This is a genomic window from Peribacillus sp. NPDC096379 (assembly GCF_044762875.1).
Classification (GTDB): domain Bacteria; phylum Bacillota; class Bacilli; order Bacillales; family DSM-1321; genus Peribacillus.
Map to the genome: position 1 here is coordinate 15,505 of NZ_JBIWFD010000008.1, position 19,637 is coordinate 35,141.

At 37.5% G+C, this 19,637-nt stretch carries 20 protein-coding genes and 2 pseudogenes; 17 read left to right on the forward strand and 5 right to left on the reverse strand.

Translation table 11 applies throughout. The features are described 5' to 3' along the window. Positions 1 to 4: 4 nt before the first annotated feature. The 4 genes from ACIQZI_RS22100 to ACIQZI_RS22115 all read left to right on the forward strand — a co-directional run bounded on the left by ACIQZI_RS22100 (position 5) and on the right by ACIQZI_RS22115 (position 3,807). The gene (locus ACIQZI_RS22100) at positions 5 to 826 is read left to right on the forward strand and encodes a carbohydrate ABC transporter permease (protein ID WP_403077450.1); all 822 of its coding nucleotides are present in this window, start codon (positions 5 to 7) and stop codon (positions 824 to 826) included. Between the two features lie 164 nt (positions 827 to 990). Then, a complete protein-coding gene (locus ACIQZI_RS22105; RefSeq protein WP_403077453.1) occupies positions 991 to 1,716 on the forward strand; it encodes a ThuA domain-containing protein in 726 nt (241 codons plus the stop codon). Positions 1,717 to 1,739: 23 nt separating this feature from the next. Beyond that, positions 1,740 to 2,765, forward strand: coding sequence for a Gfo/Idh/MocA family protein (locus tag ACIQZI_RS22110; protein ID WP_403077456.1), 1,026 nt, complete (start codon positions 1,740 to 1,742; stop codon positions 2,763 to 2,765). A 16-nt stretch (positions 2,766 to 2,781) separates the two neighbouring features. Next, positions 2,782 to 3,807 (forward strand): Gfo/Idh/MocA family protein, encoded by a 1,026-nt coding sequence (locus ACIQZI_RS22115; RefSeq protein WP_403077459.1) that lies wholly within the window; start codon positions 2,782 to 2,784, stop codon positions 3,805 to 3,807. 581 nt (positions 3,808 to 4,388) lie between these two features. Here ACIQZI_RS22115 and ACIQZI_RS22120 read toward each other — a convergent pair. After that, positions 4,389 to 4,949 (reverse strand): recombinase family protein, encoded by a 561-nt coding sequence (locus ACIQZI_RS22120; RefSeq protein ID WP_403077462.1) that lies wholly within the window; start codon positions 4,947 to 4,949, stop codon positions 4,389 to 4,391. An 806-nt stretch (positions 4,950 to 5,755) separates the two neighbouring features. On the opposite strand from ACIQZI_RS22120, the gene ACIQZI_RS22125 reads away from it, so the two are divergent. From ACIQZI_RS22125 to ACIQZI_RS22160, 8 genes and pseudogenes are all read left to right on the forward strand, one after another. Next, positions 5,756 to 6,103, forward strand: a complete 348-nt coding sequence (locus ACIQZI_RS22125; RefSeq protein WP_403077465.1) for a general stress protein — start codon at positions 5,756 to 5,758, stop codon at positions 6,101 to 6,103. Positions 6,104 to 6,546: 443 nt separating this feature from the next. After that, complete coding sequence (locus tag ACIQZI_RS22130; RefSeq protein ID WP_403077468.1) at positions 6,547 to 6,924, forward strand: MerR family transcriptional regulator; 378 nt, start codon at positions 6,547 to 6,549, stop codon at positions 6,922 to 6,924. A 116-nt stretch (positions 6,925 to 7,040) separates the two neighbouring features. After that, the gene (locus ACIQZI_RS22135) at positions 7,041 to 7,979 is read left to right on the forward strand and encodes an aldo/keto reductase (RefSeq protein ID WP_403077471.1); all 939 of its coding nucleotides are present in this window, start codon (positions 7,041 to 7,043) and stop codon (positions 7,977 to 7,979) included. 62 nt (positions 7,980 to 8,041) lie between these two features. Beyond that, a pseudogene (locus ACIQZI_RS22140) lies at positions 8,042 to 8,254 on the forward strand (cupin domain-containing protein); the annotation flags it as partial. Between the two features lie 100 nt (positions 8,255 to 8,354). Then, a complete protein-coding gene (locus ACIQZI_RS22145) occupies positions 8,355 to 8,777 on the forward strand; it encodes a MarR family winged helix-turn-helix transcriptional regulator (RefSeq protein WP_403077474.1) in 423 nt (140 codons plus the stop codon). 65 nt (positions 8,778 to 8,842) lie between these two features. Beyond that, complete coding sequence (locus ACIQZI_RS22150; RefSeq protein ID WP_403077477.1) at positions 8,843 to 9,241, forward strand: DoxX family protein; 399 nt, start codon at positions 8,843 to 8,845, stop codon at positions 9,239 to 9,241. Between the two features lie 133 nt (positions 9,242 to 9,374). After that, on the forward strand, positions 9,375 to 10,343 hold the full coding sequence (locus ACIQZI_RS22155) for a ring-cleaving dioxygenase (RefSeq protein WP_403077480.1): 969 nt from the start codon (positions 9,375 to 9,377) through the stop codon (positions 10,341 to 10,343). After that, a pseudogene (locus tag ACIQZI_RS22160) lies at positions 10,283 to 10,857 on the forward strand (NAD(P)H-dependent oxidoreductase). Before ACIQZI_RS22155 ends, ACIQZI_RS22160 begins: the two are co-directional and overlap by 61 nt. 264 nt (positions 10,858 to 11,121) lie before the next feature. Here ACIQZI_RS22160 and fsa read toward each other — a convergent pair. From fsa to ACIQZI_RS22180, 4 genes are all read right to left on the reverse strand, one after another. Next, positions 11,122 to 11,790, reverse strand: a complete 669-nt coding sequence (gene fsa, locus ACIQZI_RS22165) for a fructose-6-phosphate aldolase (protein ID WP_403077483.1) — start codon at positions 11,788 to 11,790, stop codon at positions 11,122 to 11,124. 236 nt (positions 11,791 to 12,026) lie between these two features. Next, positions 12,027 to 13,775: a phosphoenolpyruvate--protein phosphotransferase gene (ptsP, locus tag ACIQZI_RS22170; RefSeq protein WP_403077486.1), complete on the reverse strand. Its 1,749-nt coding sequence runs from the start codon at positions 13,773 to 13,775 to the stop codon at positions 12,027 to 12,029. Beyond that, positions 13,772 to 14,038 carry a phosphocarrier protein HPr gene (locus ACIQZI_RS22175; protein WP_403077489.1) on the reverse strand — a complete coding sequence of 89 codons (267 nt, stop codon included), beginning with the start codon at positions 14,036 to 14,038 and terminating at the stop codon, positions 13,772 to 13,774. The genes ptsP and ACIQZI_RS22175 overlap by 4 nt, the downstream gene beginning before the upstream one ends. 86 nt (positions 14,039 to 14,124) lie before the next feature. After that, positions 14,125 to 14,874, reverse strand: coding sequence for a DeoR/GlpR family DNA-binding transcription regulator (locus ACIQZI_RS22180; protein WP_403077492.1), 750 nt, complete (start codon positions 14,872 to 14,874; stop codon positions 14,125 to 14,127). A gap of 169 nt (positions 14,875 to 15,043) precedes the next feature. Here ACIQZI_RS22180 and ACIQZI_RS22185 point away from each other — a divergent pair, with 169 nt between their 5' ends. The 5 genes from ACIQZI_RS22185 to ACIQZI_RS22205 all read left to right on the forward strand — a co-directional run bounded on the left by ACIQZI_RS22185 (position 15,044) and on the right by ACIQZI_RS22205 (position 19,513). Then, positions 15,044 to 15,748 carry a ribulose-phosphate 3-epimerase gene (locus ACIQZI_RS22185; protein WP_403077495.1) on the forward strand — a complete coding sequence of 235 codons (705 nt, stop codon included), beginning with the start codon at positions 15,044 to 15,046 and terminating at the stop codon, positions 15,746 to 15,748. Next, positions 15,749 to 16,315 carry a 6-phospho-3-hexuloisomerase gene (gene hxlB / locus ACIQZI_RS22190; RefSeq protein ID WP_156187527.1) on the forward strand — a complete coding sequence of 189 codons (567 nt, stop codon included), beginning with the start codon at positions 15,749 to 15,751 and terminating at the stop codon, positions 16,313 to 16,315. Positions 16,316 to 16,367: 52 nt separating this feature from the next. Further along, entirely contained in the window at positions 16,368 to 17,537 is a 1,170-nt protein-coding gene (locus ACIQZI_RS22195; protein WP_403077499.1) for a mannitol-1-phosphate 5-dehydrogenase, read from the forward strand. 18 nt (positions 17,538 to 17,555) lie between these two features. Further along, complete coding sequence (locus ACIQZI_RS22200) at positions 17,556 to 17,996, forward strand: PTS sugar transporter subunit IIA (RefSeq protein ID WP_403077502.1); 441 nt, start codon at positions 17,556 to 17,558, stop codon at positions 17,994 to 17,996. A 77-nt stretch (positions 17,997 to 18,073) separates the two neighbouring features. After that, entirely contained in the window at positions 18,074 to 19,513 is a 1,440-nt protein-coding gene (locus ACIQZI_RS22205) for a PTS mannitol transporter subunit IIBC (protein WP_403077505.1), read from the forward strand. Positions 19,514 to 19,637: the final 124 nt, after the last annotated feature.

Sequence of the window (19,637 nt, forward strand, 5' to 3'; positions counted from 1 at the left end):
TAGAATGCTGCAAAAAGTGAAAGTAACATCCTTTAATCTACTTCTTGTATTATTTTCGATTATTACGGTATTTCCTTTTGTATGGATGTTGGTCTCTTCTTTTAAAACCAATAGTGAGATAGTCAAAATAGGTGGGAGCTTTTGGCCCGAGCACTTTAATTTTTCGAATTATATAAAAGTGCAAGAAAACTTCCAGTTTATGACGATGTTTTTGAACACATTAATCATTGCAACGGTTATTACGGCTTGTGTCATCTATACAAGCTCAATCATTGGATTTGTATTAGCAAAATATAAATTTAAAGGGAGAGACCAATTATTTGGTTTAATCTTAGGAACGATGATGATTCCTTGGGCAGTAACGATTATCCCTAAATATGACATGATGGAAAAATTCGGATGGATGGATAGTTATGCAGCTTTAATCATTCCTTCGCTTGTTAGCGGATTTGGGATATATGTATTACGACAAAATATTATGTCAATACCTGATGAAGTCATTGAGGCGGCCAGAATTGATGGGGCATCAGAGTTTTATATTTTTCACCGTATTATATTCCCTATGTCGCGAAACGCAATATCAAGTGTAGCTATATTTCAGTTTTTATGGGTGTGGGAAGATTATCTCTGGCCATACTTGGTGATTAATACTGAATCAAAACAACTAATAGCAGTGGGCTTAGCGATGTTTAACGGCCAATATTCAACCGATTATGGTGGTTTATTTGCAGCTACAGCTATTTCAATAATTCCAGTCATAATCGTTTATATTATGTTCCAAAAACGTTTTATCGAAGGAATAGCTGGTGCCTCAGTAAAAGGTTAATAACGAAGTAGAGTATATGATAGGAAACTACACATTTTTTATCAAATAAAAATGGTAAAAGGATCATTAAGGTGAAAGAAATAGCATTTTTTAGTGGTGTAACCGGTTAAATCTTAATGGGATATCAGTATATTAATATATTTGAAGAAAGCTAGGTGCTAAACATGATAAAAGTAACAGTATGGAATGAAAATCGTCATGAGAAAAAAAATCCAGTTGTAGGAGATATATATCCAAATGGAATTCATGGTACGATTGCGGAATTTTTAACAGAAGCAGGATTTGAGGCAGGAACGGCTACCTTGGATGAACCAGAAAACGGTTTAACAGATGAGGTTTTAAACAATACCGATGTGCTAATTTGGTGGGGGCACCTTGCACACGGGGAAGTGAAGGATGAAGTGGTCCATAAAGTACACCAACGTGTTTTGGATGGAATGGGACTAATTGTGCTTCATTCTGGGCATTTCTCTAAAATTTTCAAATCATTAATGGGGACAAGTTGTGATTTAAAATGGAGGGAGGCTGGTGAAAAAGAACGTCTCTGGGTAGTAGCACCAAGCCATCCGATTGTTGAAGGAATTGGAGAGTATATTGAATTAGCCAAAGAAGAGATGTACGGAGAACATTTTGACATACCAGTCCCAGATGAGCTTATTTTTACAAGCTGGTTTGAAGGAGGCGAAGTGTTCCGAAGCGGCTGCGCATATAATCGTGGAAACGGTAAAGTGTTCTATTTCCGACCTGGACATGAAACCTATCCGACATACCATAACAAAGATATCCAACGAGTTATTGTGAATGCCGTGAAATGGGTACAGCCCATAAAGAGAAATCGTCCAGTTTATGGAAATGCACAACCGTTAGAAAAGCTTTCATTGAAAAACTAATTTAAATCAAGGGGGAAGTAGTGATGGGGAAATTAAAAGTTGGTGTGATTGGATGTGGCAGTATTGCTCAGCATCGTCATTTACCGGAGTATGCAATGAATCAAAATGTACAGATTATTGCTGTTTGTGACATTGTTGAGGAGCGTGCACAAGAAGTGGCTGAAAAGTACGGGGCAAAAGTGTATACGAGCTATGAAGAATTATTACAAAGTGGTGAAGTTGACGCAGTAAGTGTATGTACACCAAACTATCTTCATGCACCCATCTCTATAATTGCTTTAAACGCGGGTGTACATGTTCTATGTGAAAAGCCGATAGCGACTTCAAAGGAAGAAGCACAGGCAATGATTGAATCGGCTGAAAAAAGTGGAAAAAAATTAATGGTTGCTCATAATCAGCGCTTTGTTCCATCACACCAAAAAGCGCGTCAATTGATAGAAAATGGGGAATTGGGCAAGATTTATAGCTTCCGTACGGCTTTCGGACATGGTGGACCAGAAGGATGGAGTGTGGAAGGAAAAGAAGGATGGTTTTTTCAAAAGGAAAAGGCATTCATTGGAGCAATGGGTGACCTAGGCGTACATAAAACAGATTTACTTCGTTATTTGCTTGGTGAAGAATTTGTAGAAGTGGGTGCATTTATTGAGACTAGCGCAAAGGACTTTGCAAATGTGGATGATAATGCGGTTTGTGTACTGAAAACTGAGAGTGGTATTATCGGCACGCTTGCAGCAAGCTGGTCTTATGTCAGTAAGGAAGATAATTCAACGATTATTTACGGTGAGAAAGCGATTCTTCGTTTAGAAGAAGATCCGACATATTCCTTAGTTGTGCAGTATGCGACTGGAGAAAGTGTGAACTATAAGCTTGGTAAAATTCAGTCTAATGAAAATGGAGGGCAGGTAAACTCACATATTGTTGAACAATTTGTGGAATCCGTTGTTCAGGAAAAAGAACCACCGGTAAATGGCGAGGAAGGCATGAAATCATTAGAAGTCATATTAGCAGCTTTAAGATCTAACGAAACAAAACAAATTACCCGCGTGTAAATAAGAGGAGACACATATGAATAAGCTTCGAATAGGAATCATTGGGATAGGTGGTATTGCCCAAGGGCGCCATATCCCCGCTTTATTGCAACTAAATGATCAATGTATTATCACTGCGGTTAGTGATGTGAATTTAGAACGTGCGAAGGAAGTAGCTGAAACACATCAAATTACTCATGTATTTGAAAACTACCGAGATGTATTTCCTAAAGTTGATGCAGTGTGTATCTGTACACCGAATAAGTTTCACGCTGAAATCTCAATTGCCGCTTTGGGTGCAGGTGTTAATGTATTCTGTGAAAAACCAATGGCTCTTACTACAGCAGAATGTGAAGCAATGATTACAGCCGCAACGAAAGCAAAAAAGGTGTTAGCTATTGGGTATCACTACCGTTTTATGAAAGAAGCACAGTCAGCTAAGAAAATGATGCATGGAGTCGGAAAGCCGCTTGTGGCCAGAGTTCAGGCATTAAGACGCCGTAAGGTACCAGGATGGGGTGTTTTTACCAATAAAGAACTTCAAGGTGGTGGTAGCTTGATTGATTATGGGTGTCATCTACTTGATTTAGCTCTTTGGTTAATGGGGAATCCGAAACATATCACAGTATGCGGTAGCACTTATAATGCGTTAAGCAAAACAGAGAATCAAGTGAATATGTGGGGTGAATTTGACCATAAAACATTTAATGTGGATGACCATGTAACCGCCTATATCAAATTTGAAAATGGAGCTTCCCTGCTTTTTGAAACATCATGGGCAGCTAACATTAAAGAGGATCAAGAACATGTCAGCATATCTGGTGTTGACGGGGGACTAAGTGTGTTTCCAATTGAACTTTATTCATCAAAGAATGGAATGCTATTTAACAGTGAACCAGCGTGGCTTCCAGTTGAAGAAGCCCCGGGACTTCTGCAGCTAAAAAACTTTATAGACGTCTGCCATGGAATAGATGAACTTATTGTAAAGCCTGAAGAAGCCTTGCAAGTATCGCAAATTATCGATGCTATTTATGAAAACAGTAGCAGTAAAGAGGGTATGTAAACATAGAACTAGGCGTATTTACTGTTTTATATACAGATCAATTAATTGAAGAGATGTTTGATAAACATAAGATCAGAGGTTTACGTGCTGTTGAAATCGGAACTGGAGGTTATCCAGGTAATGCACATTGACCACTTGATGAGAGTTTAACAGATGAGCATAATCGACATAATTAATTAGAAGTATTCACGTCACGAGGTTAATAATCATTACCTTTAGCTACATGGAAATCAGATTTCTCCAGATGAAGTCTTACAGATGTGGTGGATCTAACAAATATATTATGATAAACCTCTGGCTAAATAGTTAGCAGGAGGTTTATTAATTTACCTTCAATCATTCCTTTCCTTAAGGTGCTATGACTGACCTGTAGTTTAAATAGTAAGAAGTACCACCTAACAACTAACCTTGTTCTTTTTTCTAAAATATAGGGGTCCTACCACATGCCCATCAAGCGAACCAAACAAACTTCCCCTAAAATGAAAAAAACGTTATTCTTTCAGTAAAATGGCCCAGTACCAGCGTTGCTGTAACCAGGGGCAAAGTAGACATAGCTTAAGCACCTCTTGCCCCATTGGTTACTAGTTAGTCTCATTATTGTTTTGTATCTTACGATATAGAGTCATTCTAGAGATACCGGCTTTCTCTGCAGCATCCGTTCGACTCATTCCCTGTTCCATAAGATATAGAGCATACTGGATCTTTTCTTCATCTGCTTTCGGTCTTCCAGGAAGCTTTCCTCGTTTCCTTGCAGCCAAAATCCCCTCTTTTGTCCTTTCAGAGGTTAAATCCCTTTCAAATTGTGCAATCCCAGCAAAAATGGTAAACAGCATTTTTCCATGGGCTGTTGTTGTATCGAGCCAGGATTCCTTTAAACTCTTTAAATGTGCTCCCTTTTTGGAAATAAGTTCCGTGATTTCAATAAGGTCTTTTGTAGAACGAGACAAGCGAGTCAAATCGGTCACGACCACTGTATCCTCTGATCGCAAAAATTCTAGCATATGATTTAGCTCGGGACGGTCACGCTTTGTTCCTGTCACTTTTTCGAAAAAAATACGCTCACAACCAAAATCCTCTAGTTGTTTCTTTTGTCGATCTAAATTTTGATCCATGGTAGAAACACGCATGTATCCAAATTTCATATGTATCCTCACCTCTTTAACACCTATTGTATCAAAAATACCTATTTACAAGTATTGTTACAAATAATATTGTTACGTATTTTTGTTACGTTAGTTATGCAAGATTACTAGCTGGAAAAATTGGCGAGGACTTACGTAACAGAAACGTTCGTTTTTGTTACAGACGATGAAGTTGTCACTTAATAATGCCAGTCACATGATTCAATAATCGGGCCTGATTGTTGAAGATTGAAAAATGCGAAAGAGCTGCAAATATTGATTTAAAAGAAAGTTTGTTAAAATCCTGTTAATAAAGAGTTTTTCTTTTTACCCCTAAACTTCATCCGTATTATTCCATAAAAGGACCATATTCTTAAATAACATATTTGAAGAAGTTGTTAACGGTGAAGAGATTGTGAGAGTTTTCACTTAAAGGGTCAGGTTAGTGTAACAAGAAATAATCAATTCTCACATTTTGTGTAATAACAATAAAGTTGTTTAATTTTGAATCCGCAAATACGCATTACACTGTCCACATCTGTGGACGGTGTAAAAATAAAGTTATTTAATTTTTGGTGCAATTGCTGAATAACACTTCGTAGATGTAAAAATAAAGTCGTTTAAAAATCTAAGTTTTATTCCACAATCCCGCCCGATTGCTGAAGATCATTATGTATGCAAAGAAGGAGCTAAAAAAGCAACTTTCCGCGAACTACAAAACAGGAGTGGAATTCTAAAAGGAATGAAGCTTGAAGGTGAAATGTGTCTAGAAATACTAAAAAACGGGTAAAGAATACATAGTTGAAGCAAACAGGAGGTAATTTTTAATGAAGAATCAAGTTATTGGCGTATACGATAATGAACAAAGAGCGGCTGAAGTTGTTGAAGATTTAAAAGAGAAAGGCTATACAACTGAGGAAATTTCAGTTATTGCTAAAAAAGCAAAAGAACTATCTGAAAACACACAGGAAGTAAAACCCTCCACTATGGATGGAGCCCTTGCTGGAGCTGCAACTGGAGCTGCAATTGGCATAGCAGTCGTAGGGGTCAGCTCTGGTGCTGGCGGATTAAAGCATGCTCTTATGGAAATTGGAGTCCCAGATGATGAAGCTGAACGCTATTCTAATGACGCTCAAGATGGTAAAATCCTGGTATTTCTTCACCCCAAAGAGTGAGGGCGGATTGAATGGTCGATGTTCGCATAAATAACACGCAGTGATTCTAGCTAAAAGTCGCTAAATCACTTGATGTAATAGTTTTCCTCGGGAATTGACTCATGATGGACTACAATGGAAAGCACGTGAGATTCCGGTTCTTAAGATGCAGGTTTGATTCCTGCCGAGGGCGTACGAAAATTAGTGAGTTCCTATGTTTGTATGGGTTTTGTACGAACATAGGACCTTTTTTGTTTGGGTGCACCCAGTGTTATTCAACAATCTGGCCCGTTTGTTGAATAGCATGACTGACGATTTTAAACAACTCTATTGTTTTTTTAACGAGTTTATTATGATTTAAACAACTTTATTATCATGAAACACATTTCATAGAACTGGCATCTTTTATCGAAATAGTTTAATCTTTGTTAAAGTAAACTTTAACGCTAAAGGTGATTATTACTATGTACACAATAAATGAAGTAGAAAAAATGTATGACATACCATCATCAACATTACGCTTTTATGAAAAGGAAGGTATCCTTCCAAAAATCAATCGAAATAGCAATGGACGAAGAATTTATAAAGAAGAAGAGTTAGAATGGTTAGAATTAGTAATGGCTTTAAAAGATACTGGAATGGCGTTGGAAACAATTAAAGAATACCTTGCTATGTCTCATGAAGGTGACGAGACTTTAGAGCAAAGAAGAAGTATCCTTTTAGAACATAAACAAAGTGTTGAGAGGCAATTAGCTATAACATTGAAACATTTTGAAAAAATAAACAGAAAAATAACACTATATGATGTACTGGTTCTAAAGAAAGAGCCTAAGGACCTTTGATTTAATCGTTTCTCTTGACTTAAAGTATGCTTCAATTTGTATAGTTTGATTTGAGGAATTTTAAAAATAAGTAAATTCCCCAAATCTGCAAGAATACCAGAAAGGATGAGAAACTTTTGAAAACGAAAAAATTGGGTCATAGTGATTTAGAAGTATCAGCTATTGGTTTAGGTTTAATGGGGATGTCACCAATTTACGGTCAAATAAATGATGAAGATTCTATTCGCACGATTCAACGTGCATTAGAATTAGGTGTTACATTGCTTGATACAGCAGATGTATATGGTAATGGTCATAATGAGGAATTACTTGGTAAAGCTTTGAAAGGACGACGTGAACAAGCCATTATTGCGAGTAAATTTGGTTTTGGACCAAATTTCCAAGGTATCAATGGTCATCCCGATTATGTGAAAGAGTCCATTGATAAGAGTCTAAAACGCTTAGGTGTTGATTATATTGATTTATATTACCAACATCGTGTTGACCCTAATGTTCCAATTGAAGAAACAGTAGGAGCGATGGCGGATTTAGTGAAAGCAGGTAAAGTTCGAACTATTGGTTTGTCAGAAGCAACTCCTGAGCAAATCCGTCGAGCACACGCTATACATCCAATTACAGCTTTGCAAACAGAATATTCTTTATGGAGTCGGGAAGTGGAAGCTGAAATTATACCAACCGTCAATGAACTTGGAATTAGTTTTGTTGCATATAGCCCTCTAAGTAGAGGTTTTTTATCAGGAGAGTTGCGTAAATTTGAAGATTTAGAAGAAACAGACGTACGTAGAAGACTTCCTCGCTTCCAACCAGAAAATTTCCCTAAAAATGTTGAATTGGTTGATAAAGTAAAGGAAATTGCTACTGAGAAAAATTGTACACCTTCACAATTAGCAATTGCTTGGACTATTGCTAATGGGGCTTTACCGATTCCTGGAACGAAACGTTTATCGTATTTAGAAGAAAATGTAGATTCACTGGAAGTTGAACTAACTTCTGAAGATTTACGTCGCATCGATGCGGTTATGCCAAAAGATGCAGTGCTTGGAAGTCGTTATTAATAAAGTAATTTTGTTGTTGATTTAAAATAAAATATATGCCCATTATGTAGCACAGACATGAATACATCGAAATCGTGTATGTTTTAGAAGGAAGTTTTCTTCAAGAAATAAAAGGGAAACAGGTTAAGATGAAACAAGGAGATTTATGTATTTTAGATAAAAACATCACTCATTCTTCTTTACCACAATCCAAACATTTGAAAATTATTATTTTTATCTCTTCATTTAAGCCAAATACCTGTACGTTAAGGAATTTGGCTTTTGTCATAGATTAATTTCCAAAGATAAAAGATGTTGACAAAAAAATTTATAAGTATTATTATTATCTCGAATTAAAGATATTTTGATTCGAGGTTTTTTAAGGGGGTGAAATTAATGGAGAGTAAATGCAATAATTTACCCTTTCTAATATTAATGCAAACATCTAAAGCAATTCATGAACAAATAAAGGAAGAAATAGCAAAAAATAAGTTAGGTATTACGGAATTTTCTGTTTTAGAGGTACTTTATCAAAAAGGGAAACAAACGATTCAACAAATTGGAAATAGCATATTGATCTCAAGTGGTTCGATGACCTACGTTATAGATAAGCTAGAACAAAGAGGTTTATTAAGCCGAAATGCCTGTTTAAATGATCGGCGGGTGATACATGTGATATTAACTGATGATGGAAATGAATTGATGAAAAAAGTCATGCCGATTTATCATGAGTTCGTTAATCATATGTTTGATTCATTAGATTCTGATGAGGCAGAGACATTGGTGCAGCTTTTGAGAAAAGTAAGGAATGAAGTTTAAATTTTCATTTTTTTTCGGGAAAAATATCACGAATTCGAGATAAATATATTTAGGAGGATTTTAAGATGATAGATATTGGTTTATTAATCATTCGTTTGGTAATTGGTTTACTATTTGTGGGTCACGGTGCTCAAAAATTATTTGGCTGGTTCGGTGGCTATGGATTGAAAGGAACCGGTGGATGGTTTGAATCCATGGGCATGAAACCAGGAGTAACCATGGCTGTTTTCGCAGGGTTAGCAGAACTTATTGGAGGACTTTTGTTTGCTTTAGGACTATTAACGCCACTTGCAGGAATTATGATTGCAGGAACTATGTTAATGGCTATCGTAAAAGTGCATGCTCCAAATGGATTGTGGGCAACAGCTAATGGATATGAATACAGCTTAACTTTGCTTTCAGTTGCTATTGGTATAGCTTTGGTCGGTCCCGGTCAATATGCTTTAGATTCACTTTTATTCTAAAGTATCTTAAATTAAAGCTTATTTAAATTTAAAATGGAAATAATCTACATGTGTTAGCAATTTCAAATGGACGTAATAAGGTAGATAGGTTAACTGGAACAGCATACAAAGATTGTGACAGGAGTGGAATGAGATGGAACTCTTAGGACTACATCATGTATCAATATTAACAGGAAAAGCGGAAAAAAATTATGAATTTTATACAAAAACTTTAGGAATGAGATTGGTAAAGAAAACGGTTAATCAAGATAATACGGAATCCTATCATCTTTTCTATGCTGACGCCGAAGGAACCCCAGGAACTGAAGTTACGTTCTTTGACATTCCTCATCTTGGGCAAACATACAGAGGAACTTCAGATATTTCTACTGTATCACTAAGAATTAGAAATTCAGATTCATTGTTATTTTGGAAAGAACGTTTTAAACAATTTGGGGTTGAACATGATGATATTCAAAAAAGAGCAAATCGCGATACATTGGCTTTCAGGGATTTCGATGGGACTCGCTTAATACTGGTAGCCGATAACGGTGAAAAAGGTGTGAGATCTGGAATCCCTTGGAAAATGGATGGCATTCCACTAGAACATGCCATTATTGGTTTAGGACCTGTAACCCTTACAGTCGCAATTGCAGAACCAACTATCGGTGTTTTAACAGAAGTTATGGGTTTTCGATTAGCTGGTTCTTATCCTTCACTTGAAGGGGATTATTCAGATATATTGATTTATGATACTGGAGAAGGTGGCAGCGGTGCGGAAGTTCATATTGAAATAAGACCAGATTTACCAAGAGTCCGTTTAGGTCGCGGAGGTGTTCACCATGTTGCCTTCCGTGTTCCGAATGAGGAAGAATATGATCAATGGGCAGAGCGTTTGAAAGAATACAAGTTACCAAATTCAGGGAAAGTGGAACGGTATTACTTCAAGGCATTATATTTCAGGGAACCCAATGGTATCTTATTTGAATTATCAACAGATACACCAGGATTTGCGACAGATGAATCAATGGAAACAATGGGAGAAAAACTAGCACTTCCACCATTTTTGGAACCAAATCGAAAAGAGATCGAAGAAAAATTAAGACCATTAACATTAAATTAAATCATGGAGAAATATTAGCTCCTGAATCTGTTATCGAAGGAAATGAAGGGTGGAAAGCAACTGTCGAGGCGACAAAAGACGTTCCGGTAGCAAGATCAGCTGACCTTGAATGGGCAGATGCTATTATCATCAGTGTCTCAACGCGTTTTGGGAATATGCCATCACAAATGAAACAGTTCCTCGATATCCAAGGTGGGCTTTGGGCAAGCGGTAAGACAGTGAATAAAGTAGTAAGTGCTATGACTTCAGCGCAAAACCCACATGGTGGGCAGGAAGCTACATTGTTATCGTTATACACTTCTATGATGCATTGGGGTGCTATGCTACTCCTGGTTATAACGGATCTAGTACGTATTTGGTGCAGGCGGAACCCATATGGAACAAGTGTAACAGTTGGACAAGATGGTAACATGATTGAGGATGTTAAGATGCTGTAAAACATCAAGATAAACGTATAGTTACAGTTGCGAAATGGGTAAAAAAGGTAGTGGATAAATATATTCCAAATATATAAAGAGTCAATCGGTTATTGATTGGCTCTTTAATTTGGAGAAAAGATGTAATATTTATCATGTTAAATATATTAAAAATCTATTGTAAAATTAATCTTATTAGCATAAGGGGTACCGCCAGCAAAACGCGGATTTACAACGTTAAGGATATTCCAGTATTAAAAAATCCCAATTTCGCAGTGATATAAATGAAAAATTGGAATTTAATTATTCAACAATTGCGTCCTATTCTGAAGTATGATGAAACCTTCATATGTTTCATCTTCTTAAGCTTGAGGAGTTTTTTCCCAATCAGCTGCAAATTTTTCCATGCCCTGATCTGTTAACGGATGCTTAGAAATTTGCTCAATGACTGCATACGGAATCGTTGCGATGTGAGCGCCAGCCATCGCTACACGAGTCACATGATCTGGATGACGAACAGATGCCGCGATGATTTGCGTATCAAAGTTATGAAAACGGAACAATTCAGCTACTTTTGACACTAATTGTACACCGTCCTCAGAAATGTCATCCAAGCGTCCTAGGAATGGAGATACATACGTTGCACCTGCACGAGCTGCTAATAACGCTTGATTCACTGTAAAGATAAGTGTAACGTTCGTTTTAACACCTTTATCTGCAAGATAACGGCAAGCCTCTAAACCAGCTAATGTCATAGGAAGTTTAATTGTAACTTTCTCATCTTCGCCGTTAATTTTGATCAGCTCTTCAGCTTGTGCAATCATTTCATCAGCTGTAACGGCATCTGGCGTTACTTCAACTGATACAGATTCTACACGTGGAACTGCTTGGCAGATTTCTGCAATGCGATCTTCGAATTTAACACCTTCTTTGGCAACTAAGGAAGGATTTGTTGTAACACCTGCTAAAACGCCAATTCGATATGCCTTTTTAATATCTTCAAGATTTGCAGTATCAATAAAAAATTTCATGATAAAATTCCCCCATTTAAGAATATAGTAGGCTTTTTGCAGTTCGAACAACATTTTCTGTTGTAAATCCAAATAGCTCCATTACCTCAGCTCCCGTTGTTTTAGGTTTCCTCCGTCAGTTTTCCATTAGTGAGGTACTTTCACTACGTCATTTTTACTGAAATTGAATGGAGTTTTTTCTGATAAAAATTGACTCACCCTATTCACCTAAGAAACATGCCATCTCATTACTAGAGCTACTGCATGTAAACTAAAACATCCTCCGATTTTATAAAGGTATTAGTAACAAATTCCTTCACCTCTTCAGATGTTTTCATTGTTAAAATTTGTTCAATTCTCTCAGTTATATCTGCTTTTGACAGATTAAGAATATTGCTTCTGGTCTGTAAAATGGAAGTAGCACTCATACTAAATTCATCTAAGACAAGTCCAAGTAAAATTGGTATTGCTACTTCATCTCCTGCCATTTCTCCACACATACCCACCCATTTTCCTTCTCTGTGCGCTGCATCAATAACCATTTTAATTAAGCGAAGAATAGCTGGATTGTATGGCTGATACAGATACGAAACACGCTCGTTCATACGATCTGCAGCCATTGTATATTGAATCAAGTCGTTTGTTCCAATTGAGAAGAAATCAACTTCTTTCGCAAATTGGTCGGCCATGACCGCAGTAGAAGGAATTTCCACCATGATTCCGATTTCAATTGTTTCAGAAACAACGACACCTTCAACCTGTAGCTTCGCCCTTTCTTCCATTAAAACAGCTTTTGCTTGACGGAATTCACCAAGAGTTGCGATCATTGGGAACATAATTTTCAAGTTTCCAAACGTACTTGCACGAAGCAATGCGCGAAGCTGTGTACGGAAGATGTCCTGCTCTTCTAAGCATAAACGAATCGCACGGAAGCCTAAGAATGGATTCATTTCTTTTGGTAAGTCTAAGTATGGAAGCTCCTTATCCCCACCGATATCAAGCGTACGTACAACAACAGGCTTTCCTTCCATTCGCTCTAATACCGTTTTATAAGCATCAAATTGCTCATCTTCAGTCGGAAGCTGAGTACGTCCCATATATAAGAATTCGGTACGATATAAACCAACACCCTCACCGCCGTTTTCAAGCACACCCTTTACATCCTCAGGCGTACCAATATTGGCAGCTAGTTCCACATGTTGACCATCCTTCGAAATGGTCTGCTCATTCACAAGCTTTGCCCACTCTACCTTTTGAGCTCCATAAGCAGCTCTTTTCTCTTCATATTCTTTCACCATATCGGCTGACGGATCGACAATCACTGTTCCAGTCAAGCCGTCTAAGATGACCAATACTCCATTTTCGATATCAGTTGTGACCGTTTTCGTTCCAACAACTGCAGGAATTTCCAACGAACGAGCCATAATCGCTGAATGAGAAGTACGTCCACCGATATCTGTCGTAAACCCTTTCACATATTGTCGATTTAATTGAGCTGTATCAGATGGGGTTAAATCCTCAGCAATAATAATAACTTCCTCAGAGATCATGCTTGGATTCGGAATCGTTACACCCAAAAGATGAGACATCACACGCTTTGTCACATCGCGGATATCTGTAGCACGCTCCTTCATGTATTCATTGTCCATTGACTCGAACGTGCTTATAAACATGTTTGCCACTTCCTGTAAAGCAAATTCTGCATTCACTTTTTCAGTTGTGATTTTGTCTTTAATTGGGTTAATAAGTTCTGGATCACTTAAGACAAGAAGATGAGCGTCGAAAATCGCGGCCTTATCCTCTCCTAGCTCTTTGAAGGCATGCTCCTTGATTTGTTCAAGCTCAGATGTTGACTGCTTAAGAGCAGCAGTGAAACGTTGAATTTCTGCTTCGATTCTCTCTATCTCGCGTTTTTCTATAACTAATTTAGGTTCTTCTAATCGATAAGCTTTTGCGATGGCGATTCCTGCTGATGCTCCAATCCCTTTTAGACTTTGAACAATCATTGGCTTAGCCCCTGTTTCGTGATTGTTTCAGTCACTGCAGCAATTGCTGCAGTTTCATCCGAACCAGAGGCAACAATTTTAATTTCAGCACCTTGTGCAATTCCTAATGACATAACACCCATAATTGATTTTAAGTTTACGCTTTTTCCGTTACATTCTAAATTAACCTCTGAGTGAAAGCTAGATACTGCTTGTACTAAAAGGGTTGCTGGACGTGCATGAATTCCTGAAGCTTCTGTTATTGTAAATGTTTTTTCTACCATATTGATCAATCTCCTTTGCTTTCTTTTTATTAATGAGAAATTGTGATTTGCTCATTAAAAGCTATTTAAAATAGAGTAACCAATACTTAATCCACCACATTGATTCCTTTATTGGCATACAGCGCTTTAACATCTGGTTTAACATGTTCAGTAATGAGATAGGTTAAAGAATCAGATGGACATACAATGTGATTAGAAACGGTATCCAGTTTATCAGATGTAACCATGGCTAATACTTCAGTAGAAATGGATACCATTTTTCGTTTTACTAAAGCTTCCGATATACTGGGAATGCTGATTCCGATGTGAGGATCGATATTATAAATCCCCATAATATATAGGTCGGCCCTAATCATGTTCAGCGTTTCCACTGTGTCAATCCCCAAGTTGACCATCGACTCTTTAAATAAGGTGCCGCCAATCATGTTAACTTCAACATAATCGTAGTTGGATAATGCCATGGCAATGGGTGGGCTGTTGGTAATGACCGTTGCCTTCAAGGATAAAGGTAGGTTGTTTACTAGGTGTAGGTTCGTTGTCCCCCCATCGATCAGCAAGACCATATTATCTTTTATAAAATCAATCGCTTTAAGGGCCAAATTGATTTTTACTTCATTGGATATATTTTGTCTCGTAGAAAAATCAACAACCGGAGGACCGATCCTCAGCGCCCCACTGTGGACCCTTTTCACTAGGCCCTGGGTATCCAACTCCTTTAAATCTCTCCTGATCGTATCCTCTGAAACAGACAGACGTTTACTTAAATCGCTGGCGATTACTTTATGTTCATCATTTAAGAAGTGTAAAATTTTTTGTTGCCGTTCTTCTTTTAACATTTTTCATTTCCTCTCTTGTTATTTCTTATAATTTAACATAGTTTTTTTATTAAGCAAAGACAAAGACGCGTAAAAATGCACAAATATGCAAAAATATACTTTACTCCGAAAGGAAAACGCTATATAATCCTGTTATAAGCATAAAAGCGCAAAAAAAGGAGGCATTAACATGCACGATAAGGCAATTGTAATTGCACCATCTATTATGTGCGCAGATCTCTGCAGCTTAGAGAAAAGTGTAAAAGAGATTGAGCGTGCAGGCTTAGATACATTACACGTAGATATCATCGACGGAGCGTTCAGCCCAAGTATGCCGCTTGGAATCGACACCGTGAAGAAATTACGTGAGGTCACCGACATGGACTTTGATGTTCATATTATGTCCAATAATAATGAGTTTTTCATTCAGGAGATGCTCAACATTGGTGTCCAACAAATCTCGTTCCATCTAGAGACAAGCATCCATATTGATCGTTATATCAATATGATCAGAAAAAATGGGGTGAAGGTTGGAGTGGCACTTAACCCGGCAACTCCATTATCTGTCCTAGACTATGTATTGCCACAGGTTGATACTGTACTTTTAATGCTTATCAATCCTGGTTTTGCAACTGATAAAAACGAAAGCCAAGTATCCTACGCTACACAAAAGGTAGAGGACTTAAGCAAATTAATTCAGAAAAAAGGTTTGCACACAAGAATTGAAGTCGACGGAAGAGTATCTTTAGACACGATTCCTGAATTGGTGAGGGCAGGTGCAGAAATTTTGGTTGCGGGGACTACAAGTCTATTTATTTCAAATAATAGTTTAAATGAAAATAAACTACTAGTAGAAGAAGCGATTACACAAGGACTAAATATAGGGGTGAAATAAATGGTGAATTACTGGGAAGTTTCTAAAGATATTATCAATGAATTAGGCAATACTCTAGGCAATACTAACAGAGAAGAGGTAGAACAACTGATTGCTGAAATACAGAAAGCTGAGAAAGTATTCTTCGTCGGTGTTGGCAGGGTACTACTGTCATTAGAGGCTATCGCTAAAAGATTGGCTCATCTTGGCATCAAGACTTATATCGTTGGACAAATCACTGAACCTGCTATTACTGAAAGAGACTTATTGATTGTAGGCTCCGGTAGCGGAGAAACCGCTTTTCCACTTATTATCGCCAAAAAGGCAAAGCAATTTAAAGCAACAGTAGCCCACATTGGAGCGAATTCACAAAGTTCAATGAGAGAGTATACGGATCTCTTTATTAAAATCCCTGTAAGCACGAAGCTGCATTTGCCAGGTGAAATTCCGTCGGTACAACCAATGACAAGCTTATTCGAACAAAGCCTGCTGCTATTGGGTGATACAATTGCCCTAATGATGATCAAAGAGAAAGATAAAGATAAAGATATGCACTCTCTTTGGCAATATCATGCAAACTTAGAATAGTTAGAATTGGGATTTTCGTGTAGTTGAGTACTAGATTAGTAAAGGAGACTAGATGATGAAAGCTTTGCATTTTGGTGCTGGAAACATTGGGAAGGGTTTCATCGGAAATTTGCTCAGCAAAAACGGTTATGAAGTGTGCTTTGTTGATGTCAATCAAGAAATGATTGACAGAATTAATAGAAGAAACAGTTACTCAGTTGAATTATTAGACGAGAATCATACTGTGGAAACAATCTTTTCCGTATCTGCCCTGAATAGTATTATTCAAGAGAAAAAAGTGATTGAAGCAATTGTAAGTGCTGATATCATCACGACATCTGTAGGAGTCGCCAATCTATCTAAGATATCCAAAGTCTTGGCAAAAGGTCTTTTAGAAAGAATCGCCCAAAATGAGAAGAAAATTGATGTAATCGCCAATGAAAACGCGATTAATGCTTCTTCCACTTTAAAAAAGGAAGTAGAAAAAATCGTGTCAAGCAAAGAACTAGCTCAAATCAATTCCCTTGTCGGCTTTCCCAACTCTGCTATTGACCGCCTTGCTTTATCAAAAAAAGGTGCGGAAGGTGACATCGCCCTTGTAGAGCCCTTCTTTGAGTGGGTAATCAACAAATCAGAAATGGTTAACTTTGATCTACCTTTAATCAGCGGTGCTACATATGTAGAGGACTTGAGACCTTATATTGAAAGGAAGTTATACATTGTAAATATGGGGCATGCGACCACAGCCTATTTGGCATTTTTATTAGGAGAACCAACAATACAAAAGGCCTTAAGGAATCAGAATGTTGAAAGAATCGTGAGGAGCGTGATGGTGGAGGCTTCCCAGTATATCATTCGGACTTATCGGTCAGACTCCGAAAAAATGTCTGAGTTTATCGAAAAAACGCTCAAGCGTTTTAAAAACAGCAATATAAGTGATGATATTTTGCGTGTCGGACGGTCGCCAATCAGGAAGTTAAGTTATGAAGAGCGGTTGGTCAAACCAGCAAGAGAACTCTTCAAGTTGGGATTGCCTGTAGAAAATTTAGCCGCTTCCATCGCTGCTGGCTATCTGTTCGACAGCCCTGAAGACGAGGAATCGATCACACTGCAAGGTTATATCCGTAGCAATGGAATAGATAAGGCCGTTTCACATTTTTCACGCATTGAAAATGTTAAATTGAAGGTTATGATAAAGAAGTATTACGATAAAATGAAAAACGGTCACATAGCAAACTGTTGAATTGAGAGGAGAAATAATATGTTAAGCCAGTATCTTAAAAATAATGTCCACTTCCTGAATTCAGTCCCTACCTGGGAAGAAGCCATCAAGCTCGCTGCCGAGCCTCTGCTGAATAAGGGAAACATCACTGAGAAATATGTACAGGATATGATTCAAAATGTGAATGTTAATGGTCCATATATTGTCATTGTCCCTGGAATTGCTATGCCTCATGCACAAAATCATGATGGAGGGGTGCTAAAAACCGGGATCTCATTCCTGAAACTGAAAGAACCTGTGTTTTTTCCTGAAGAAAAAGATGTAAACATTCTTTTCGTTTTAGCAGCTGAAGATACGACAGGACATTTAGAGTTGATTTCAGACTTGTCCTCTTTATTGATTGATGAAGATGCTATGGTCAAATTCAAAGAGGCTAGCAGCGAATCTGAAATCATCGAGCTTATTGAATCGGTAGAATAACATTTCCCCGCATTCGCCCGATACGGATGCGGGAGATATTTTAAATAATAAAATTCACTTAAAAGGGAGAGTTTCACATGTCCAATGTTACAGCAATAACAGAAGTTAAAAAACCTTCTCCTTCGGCTCGTGCTCGAATACAGGCATTTGGTGGCTTCCTCACCAATATGGTTTTACCTAATATCGGAGCTTTTATTGCCTGGGGGATGCTCACAGCCCTATTTATTCCAACTGGATGGATTCCTAACGAAAAGCTTGCCGAAATCGTTGGTCCTTCCATTACCTACCTATTGCCTTTACTATTAGCAGGTACAGGGGGCAGGATGATTGCAGGCCAAAGAGGGGCAATAATGGGAATGATTGGTGCTATTGGTCTTATCGTCGGTTCAGGAATTCCAATGTTCCTCGGGGCCATGATTATAGGCCCATTAGGTGGCTGGGTCATTAAAAAATTTGACAAGTCAATAGAAAATAAAGTTCCAGCTGGATTTGAGATGATCGTCAATAACTTTTCAATTGGTATTCTTGGTTTCTTATTAATGATTTTATCCTTTTATGTCATCGGTCCTGTAATTGAATCTGCAAACAACTTTGTAACATCTGCAATTAAATCTTTGGTTGCTATTGGATTCTTACCATTGCTATCTTTAATCAATGAACCAGCCAAAATACTTTTTTTAAATAATGTAATTGACCAGGGAATTTATTATCCATTAGGTATGCAGGAAACACTAAAAGAAGGAAAATCAATCTTCTTTACTGTTGCATCTAACCCTGGACCAGGTTTAGGATTACTGCTGGCATTTAGCGTTTTTGGAAAAAAAGCTGCTAAAAGAACAGCACCGGGTGCGATTATTATTCACTTTTTAGGTGGAATCCATGAGTTATATTTTCCGTATGTATTAATGAAACCACTTACAATTATAGCTATGATTGCTGGAGGAATGTCAGGCATTACTGTGTTCAATCTGTTTAATGTTGGTCTTGTAGCTGGTCCAAGTCCTGGTTCGATTTTCTCTTATCTGGCGCTGACACCAAAAGGAAACTTTTTGGGAGTTATCGCAGGTGTTGTTGTCGCTGCCGTGGTTTCTTTCGTCATTACTTCTATAATTCTGAAACTTGATAAAAAAGCCGATGAGGAAGAAGACTTTACAAGTTCAATAGAGAAATCAAAATCCATGAAATCCGAAGGTAAACAAATTTTAAGTTCATCTTTGGTTAACCCTACTTCCAATACTATCAGTAAAATTTCTTTCGCTTGTGATGCTGGTGTTGGAAGTAGTGCGATGGGCGCTACTACGTTTAGGAAAAGATTGCAAAAGAAAAATATCAACGGGATCGAAGTCAAGCATTACAGGATAGAAGATGCTCCAAAAGATTCTGATATTATAGTGGTCCATAAAGATTTATACGAAAGAGCAAGATTAACTCATAAAGACAAAAAGATCATTACGATAAGTAATTATATTGATGATCCGAATCTTGCCCAGTTAATTAATGAATTAGAGGAAAGATAAATGTTGTCATGATACCAAATTTCTCTTATCGCAATTTGGTATGTATTTTCGGAAAAAAGAAGCTGATTTCTCCAACACTAAGGAAAAATCAGCTTTTCTTTATGTCAATGATTGCAAATCATTT